The organism is Achromobacter sp. 1011811831, assembly GCF_059760905.1.
On record NZ_JCBANG010000199.1, the window covers coordinates 1 to 1,034 of the forward strand.

The 1,034-nt window shown below is 72.4% G+C and carries 1 protein-coding gene; it reads left to right on the forward strand.

The window, feature by feature from the left end; genetic code table 11:
- Positions 1-1,034: two-partner secretion domain-containing protein (locus AC6LJ9_RS30575; protein ID WP_498150446.1), on the forward strand; the 1,034-nt coding region annotated here is incomplete at both ends.

Consider the following 1,034-nt stretch of genomic DNA (forward strand, 5'->3'; position numbering starts at 1 on the left):
GACTTCCGCCAGCAGGCCGAGTGGGCGGTGCTGAACCGGGTCAACGACCCGGCCGGCCGTCCCAGCCAGATCCAGGGGCAGATCAAGGCGCCGGGCACGGTGCTGATCGTCAACCGCAACGGCGTGGTGTTCGACGGCGCCAGCCAGGTCAACGTGCGCAACCTGGTGGCGGCAGCCGGCAGGATCAGCGACGAGCAGTTCCGCGATCGCGGGCTTTATGGCGCGCAGGGCACGGAACCCAGCTTCACCGACGCGCTGGGCAAGGTCGAGGTCAGGCCGGGCGCGCGCATCGACACGCACGCGCCGGGCAGCGTCACGCAGGGCGGCGGCTACGTGCTGCTGCTGGGCAGCGAGGTGCACAACGCCGGCGCGATCAGCGCGCCGCGCGGGCAGGCGCAGCTGGCCGCCGGCGACAGCTTCATCATCCGGCGCGGCGTGGGCACCAGCGAGAACACCCTGTCGACCACGCGCGGCAACGAGATCGCGCCGCGCCTGGCGGCGAACCAGGACGGCGGCCTGGCGCGCAACACCGGCCTGATCGTGGCGGCCGAGGGCGACGTGACGCTGGCCGGACGCCAGGTGCGCCAGGAAGGCGTGGTGCTGGCCACGACTACCACGCGCACGCGCGGCACCATCCACCTGCTGAACTCGGCCGCCGATGCCAAGGGCAGCATCGTGCTGGCGCCGGACTCGGTCACGGCGGTGCTGATCGATGACGACGGCAGCACGGCGCTGGACAGCCAGCGCAACGCGCTGATCAAGGAGTCGGCCGAGCAGGACCTGCTGCGCTACCGGCAGGCGCCGGGCGTGTTCGACAACCTGTCGCGTCTGTCGGACCGGCGCGACCAGTCGCGCATTGAGATCGTCAGCGGCGGCGACATCCAGTTCCAGGGCGGCTCGCTGGCGCTGGCCACGGGCGGGCAGATCGCGGCCACGGCGGCGCGGCGCAGCTTCGTGGCGCAGGGCGCCGAGCTGGACGTGGCCGGCGCGGTGGGCGTGCGGATCGCGATGGCGTCCAACAGCGTCAAGATCAA